The sequence below is a fragment of the Nonomuraea sp. B19D2 genome, from assembly GCF_040137845.1.
In the GTDB taxonomy this organism is placed as follows: domain Bacteria; phylum Actinomycetota; class Actinomycetes; order Streptosporangiales; family Streptosporangiaceae; genus Nonomuraea.
In genome coordinates this window covers 1-5,782 of sequence record NZ_JBEFAK010000111.1, presented here as the reverse complement: position 1 = coordinate 5,782, position 5,782 = coordinate 1, and the positions used below count along the sequence as shown (strand labels likewise).

At 67.0% G+C, this 5,782-nt stretch carries 4 protein-coding genes and 1 pseudogene; 2 read left to right on the top strand and 3 right to left on the bottom strand.

Annotated features, from left to right (window positions below; translation table 11 throughout):
• Nucleotides 1-295: 295 nt before the first annotated feature.
• Nucleotides 296-1,693, bottom strand: a complete 1,398-nt coding sequence (locus tag ABN273_RS58775) for an FAD-binding oxidoreductase (protein WP_349458508.1) — start codon at nt 1,691-1,693, stop codon at nt 296-298.
• Nucleotides 1,694-1,858: 165 nt separating this feature from the next.
• The gene (locus ABN273_RS58770) at nt 1,859-2,455 is read right to left on the bottom strand and encodes a hypothetical protein (protein ID WP_349458507.1); all 597 of its coding nucleotides are present in this window, start codon (nt 2,453-2,455) and stop codon (nt 1,859-1,861) included.
• Between the two features lie 239 nt (nt 2,456-2,694).
• On the opposite strand from ABN273_RS58770, the pseudogene ABN273_RS60220 reads away from it, so the two are divergent.
• A pseudogene (locus ABN273_RS60220) lies at nt 2,695-3,099 on the top strand (reverse transcriptase N-terminal domain-containing protein); the annotation flags it as partial.
• Between the two features lie 169 nt (nt 3,100-3,268).
• Here the strand turns inward: ABN273_RS60220 and ABN273_RS58765 are convergent.
• Nucleotides 3,269-4,093, bottom strand: a complete 825-nt coding sequence (locus tag ABN273_RS58765; RefSeq protein WP_349458506.1) for a hypothetical protein — start codon at nt 4,091-4,093, stop codon at nt 3,269-3,271.
• Nucleotides 4,094-4,183: 90 nt separating this feature from the next.
• On the opposite strand from ABN273_RS58765, the gene ABN273_RS58760 reads away from it, so the two are divergent.
• On the top strand, nt 4,184-5,707 hold the full coding sequence (locus tag ABN273_RS58760) for a tetratricopeptide repeat protein (RefSeq protein ID WP_349458505.1): 1,524 nt from the start codon (nt 4,184-4,186) through the stop codon (nt 5,705-5,707).
• The last annotated feature ends 75 nt before the right edge of the window (nt 5,708-5,782 follow it).

Sequence of the window (5,782 nt, the reverse complement as noted above, 5' to 3'; positions counted from 1 at the left end):
CCATCTGGATGCGGTTCGACACCGTCAACCAGCGGCGCAAGGAGGCCAGGAAGGCTCAGGTCGAGGCCGAGTTCGAGGAACTGTCCGAAGAGCCGACGGCCGGCGGCTTCCCGGTGCCGCCGCTCGACCTGCCGCACTACCACGGTGTTTCCCGGCCGTGAGCGCCTGGGACACGACGCGCGTCGCGGTCCGTCACCGGATCAGTCAGCATCGGGCGAACGCTTCGGCGGCCCCCGAGACCGTACGTCAGGCGGCCGCCGTGAACATGGTTGGCTGACGGCGATACACCGGATGTTCATCGCGGGCCAGGATCGTCGGCAGTGGCGGGCGGAACGTTCTGGTTGAGCCGGAAAAGGTTGTCGGGATCCCAGCTTTGCTTGATCTGGGCGAGCCGCTGGTAGTTCTCGCCGTAGGCCCGGCGAACCCCCTCAGAACCCTCGTCGGCGAGGTGGTTGACCTCCACCCCGATGGCCCATGACCGTGTCTCCGCCCACAAGCGGTCAGCCCACTCGATGTGCCTCTGCGGGTTCTCGTCGTCCGCCGGCCAGGCCGCCCCGATCTCCATGCAGTAGGACGCCTCCCGGTGCCGGAAGGCGGTGGCGTCGGCCGCGACTCGCGCCACCGCGCCACCCATCGGCAGCAGAAGCACACCGTTGTCCGGCGAACTCAGCCCGCCGCCGTGCTCGATCATTGCCGCGATGAGCTCCTCGGTTATCGCACCGCCCAGGTGAGAGCGCATGTGATAAGGCGTGGGCCGGCCCTGCGGGTCGAAGTTGTGCTGCAGTGTCTCGAACGTCGTCGGTTCGACCAGGTCGGCGAACGGCCTGCCGAACCCGCGCACCGGCGCGAGCTCGCGCTCCCCATCGGCGAGGGGCCCGACGTAACACATCGCCAGCGCGAGCACCGGCTTTCCGTGCAGTTCCTGAGGAACGAAGGGCGCCGGCGGACCGGCGAGGATCGCCGATGCCACATTGACCTCGTCGGGGGCGCTCTGGCCGTACCCGGCGAGGAAGCGCAGCACCTCGGCGGCGTCCTCCAACCGGTGCAGGACCATCCCGCCGAGCAGCCGGTCGACCGGGTGCAGGCGCAGGGTGAACTCGAGGACGATCCCGAGATTGCCGCCGCCGCCCCGCAGGCCCCAGTAGAGGTCCTGATTCTCCTCGGCGCTCGCGCGGACGATCTTCCCCGAAGCGGTCAGTACGTCGGCCGCGACGAGGTTGTCGCAGGCGAGCCCGAAGACCCGCGCGAACCACCCGTTGCCCCCTCCGAGCGTCAGCCCGGCGACGCCCACGTCGGCGACGTGCCCGCCGACCGGCGCGAGGCCGTGCCGTGCGGCAGCCGCGGTGAGCTCACCCCACCGCACACCGGGGCCGACGTTGGCCGTCCGCCGCTCCACGTCGACGACGATCTGCTTCATCGGGCCCAGGTCCAGGACCAGGCCGCCCTCCGTCGTCGAGAAGCCGGGGAAGCTGTGCCCGCCGCCGCGCACGGCGAGCTCGAGGCCGGTGTCACGCGCGACCGCCAGTGCCGAGACGGCATCGTTCCGGGTTCGGCAGCGTGCGATGGCAGCGGGTTTGCGGTCGATCAGTTGGTTCCAAACGCGGCGGGCCGAGTCGTAACCGGCGTCCTCGGGCCGGATCACCTCGCCGTCGAAGCCGTCAGCCAACGCGCGTAACGCGTTCTCAGGCGTCACGTTGCCTCCGATAGTTCAGCACACAGGGATGAGTGGGTCGTATCACCTCCAACCAGGAAGTTCTACGCCTTGACTTTTCCAGCTTTCGGACGACGTCCTCCAGCAGCCGATGGGTCGGACCCGGGCGCCCTGCCTCGATTGCTCACGGTGGTTCAACGACGCGGGTCATCGTGTGCTGCCGAAGCGGCGCAGGACGTAGTTGCCGCTCCCCCAGAGGCTGTGCGGCTGGTGGTCGCTCGGGCAGACGTTGCCGGTGTACAAGCTGTTGCTGACGGCGTCCCAGAGTCCGTTGCACTTGACACAAAAGCGCCAGCCGGAGAAGCCGCCGGGCCGGTCTCTGTTGGTGATGTCCTCCAGGACGTAGTGCGCCGAGGTTGCGTTCGCGCCGATCGTCCAATGGCCTGTGCCTGGTTGTCCATCCCGAGGGGCGGGGCATGCGCCGAAGGTGCTGTTGCCGAAGAACCAGAGCACCTGGCACCGCCCACACCACCGCCAGCCGGATTGCCCGGCTCCGCCGTCTTCGATGGTCTTCACCATCCAGTCGATCCCGAGGAAGTGGTGTCCGCCGTCGAAGATGTCGCCCGCCGGGCAGCTGCCCCGGGTGCCGTTCCCGGTGAACCACAGGATGCGGCACCTGGTGCAGGTGCCCCACAGGTGTTGAGCCGCGTGGGCGGGTTGCGCGGTGACGGCAAGCCCGCCAAGCGTGGCAAGCGATGCCCCTGCGGCCAGCCGCAATGCTGCGCGACGTCCGATGTTCGCCATTCGGATTCCCCTTCGGGTGCTTCGCGAGCGTCGTAACAGTTGGACGCCTGTCAATCACACAAAGTTGTCGCTGCCTGTTGTCCGGATGCGGACACGGCGCGCTCGGAAAGTCCCGCCCCGGCCGGTGATGATGCTGGAGCCGGGTGAGCCGATCGGGCTGATGCTGATGCCCCGCCAGGACCGCGGCAGGAGCATCTGACGTTCCGCCACCGCCCGCTCGGACGGGTGGTACGGATCGCGTGCAACCACAGTCACCCGAGATAACGGCGGCATGCCATGCCCGTGGCGAGGCTGTCTGGCTGCCAGGGGCTCTTGCGCGACCGGTCACTGTGCCGTGCTGTGCGCCCGGTGAGGGGTGCGGGCTGCTATGTACCGATACGTCCGGGTTTTCCCTGCGCGGTGCTCGTCACGACCGGGACGCCATCAAGTGGCGCACCCGCGAGGACCACGTACGGCGACTGAGGCAGAGGATCTTCAAGGCGACGATGGGCGGGGACCTGAAGAAGGTCCGCAACCTGCAAGGGCTGATGCTGCGGAGCCGGGGCAACACGCTGATCAGCGTGCGGCAGGTCACGCAGGGCAACGCTGGCCGCAAGACGGCAGGCATCGACGGCGAGGTGGCCCTGACCTCTCGCGAACGGGCGGATTTGGCGGAGCGGACCCGACGCTTCCATCACCGGCTGGTGCGCGCCCGGGGCCGTACCGGGGCCAGGCGCGTCGTCTTCCTCGCCCGTTGGCCCGCACGCATCCATCCCAGCCTGGCGATACGCGTAACTGGCAATCAACCACAAACTTCGCTCTTCGGACGCCCTCTTAGTCGTGGAAGCGGCCCTCACGCGTGTACGTGCAGTGGGTGCAGTCAGGGTCGGAGCCCCAGCTGTCGCTCTGGCGGATCCTGCGGTAGCGGTTGGCGATGCCCTTTTCGATGTGCTGCTCCTGCCCCGGATACACCAAGGTGTCGCTCTGCTCCACCCACTTGCTCAGGAAGTTGTTGAAGTAGAAGAACTGATGGCGAGCGGCGATCTGGGGCGGGTTGCCGGCCGAAAGACAATTGATGAGCCAACTGTCGGCCTTCACGTACCTGCCGCCGTAGCTGGAGGAGTAGGCGTCCCTGGGCAGCATGCCGGGGTGGCCCACGTCACGCCAGTGGTACCAGGGGTAGTAGGTCTTGTTGCAGTTGACCGCGCCGGACATGGTCGGGACCGCGGGTGTGGCGAGGCCGTCGACCTCCACCAGTTCCTTGGTGACCGTCCGGCGCTGCAGCTCAACCGGCAGGGGCTCGGTGCCATGGGCTTCCACAAGCCGCTGCGGGACCGCGACAGAGACCGGGGTGATCTTCAGATAGGTCTCCAGAAAGCTGTCGCCACGGTCACGGGCGAACAGGCTGGCGCGGCCGACGTAGGCGGTCTGGACGATGCCCACGTCGCCGGAGGGCTGGCTGTCGTTGAACTCCACGCTCAGCCCGTTGCTGTAGCGGAGCAGCGCGAGCTTGACCTCGACCTCGGCCTCTTCGGCGATCGGCGCCGCCCTCAGTTCCTCCGCTGTGGGCTCCGTCATGGCCTTCGTCGTGGCGGTGGCTGGGGCGGTGAGCAGGAGGGCGCCGGCGCTCGCCGCGAGCAGAGCTGGGATTAATCTCACGATTTTCTCCTCGTTGTTCGGGACTGAGGACAACGTTAAAAATGGATCTTTTAGTTGCCTTAAAGTCCAGCTCGTCGGATACTTTTCGCTGTGAGGGCAACCGAGCCTCTGCTGCCACGAGCGCAACTCGCCGGCCTTTTCGATCAGATCCTGCGACACCGGCTCACCGTGGTGACCGCCGGCCCAGGTGGCGGCAAAACCTCGGCCGTACGCGGCTGGACGCGAGCCAGGCCTGATCATCCAATGGCGTGGGTGGCATGGGCTGACGACGCCACCTTCGTCGAAGAGATCTGCCAATCCCTGGGCGCGCCGGCTGGGTGGATCCGCTCCGCCGGACTCGCCGCCGAGCTGGCCGCCGCCGTCTCCCGGCCGACCATCCTCGTCATCGACGAGGTGGAGCGGATCGAGCCGGGCACCCCTGGGGCGCGCCTGCTCGAAGAGCTCTGTCACCACGGCGGCGACGACCTTCACCTGGTGTTGATCTCACGCTCCGCCGTACCCTTCCCGATCCAACGCCTGCGCGGCCTGGGGCACGTCTTCCAGGTATCGGCGGAACAACTGGCCTTCACACCTGCCGAGACTCGCTCGCTCTCCTCGATCGTTCTGGGGTCGGATGACCTGGCGGAGGAGGTTCACGAGCTCACCAAGGGGTGGCCGGTTGCCGTACGGCTCACGCTGAGCTGGCTGAGCGGCTTGCCCTTATCGGACCGTGCCAAGCGGATCGCTGCCACGCCGCTGTTCGACTACCTGGTCGAGGAGGTGGTGAAGGATGAGCATGAGGAATTCCTTCGCGCGACCGCTCGGCTGCCTTGGTTCACTTACGAGCTGTGCCAGGCGATGGGGGTCGCTATCTCCCGCGAGGAGCTCCGCGCTCTGGCCGCTCAGCACATCTTGATCACGCCCTGCGATCAAGGTTATGTGGTGTCGACCTTGGTCCGGGAGTTCATGGATGATGTCGGCCGGGTGTCGGTGGCGGCCCATTGGTATGAGTCGCAGGGGTTTGTCCGGGAGGCGCTGGCGGTTTGTGAGGATCCCGGCCATCGGGTGGGGATGATCGAAAGGTGGCATGCATCGCTGCTTGCCGAGGGGCACGCGGCTGAGCTTGTTCGGGCTTGCGTTGCCGTTCCAGAGGAGTCGCGGACGTGTGCCGTGGATCTGGCCGAGGGGCAGGCTCGCCAGGTTCAGGGGGATTGGGCCGGCGCGTTGGAGTGCCTCCGCCATGCCGATGCCACTGACCCTGCGGTGGCTTGGCGGATGGGGATGATTTATTACCAGCGGGGGGACTATAAGGCGGCGTTGTCGGCTTTTGAGCTGGCTAGCGGCTTTGACAGTTCAGCGTTTCCCTTGCCCACGTCGACTCCCTCCCTCTCGTCTCCTCCATCGCCCACCCTCACCCACTTTCCTTCGCCCTCTTCTCGCTCCTCCGACCGGGCGATGTTGCTTGCCTGGTCCGCCAGCGCTCGCTGGCTGGTCGGCGAAAGCGCAGAGGCGACCCGGCTGGCCGAACAAGCCCTGGTGATGGCCACCCTCTGCAAGGACGAACGCGCTGCCGCATGCGCCCACCCTCTGTGCCAAGCTCAAGTGAGACAGATGGGACTAAAATTCCTTAACTGACACGAGTAGGGCGAGAACGGGTATCCACCGCAGTGACCATGACCAGCCATGACCTCCAGCGCGGTACCGGGCCGC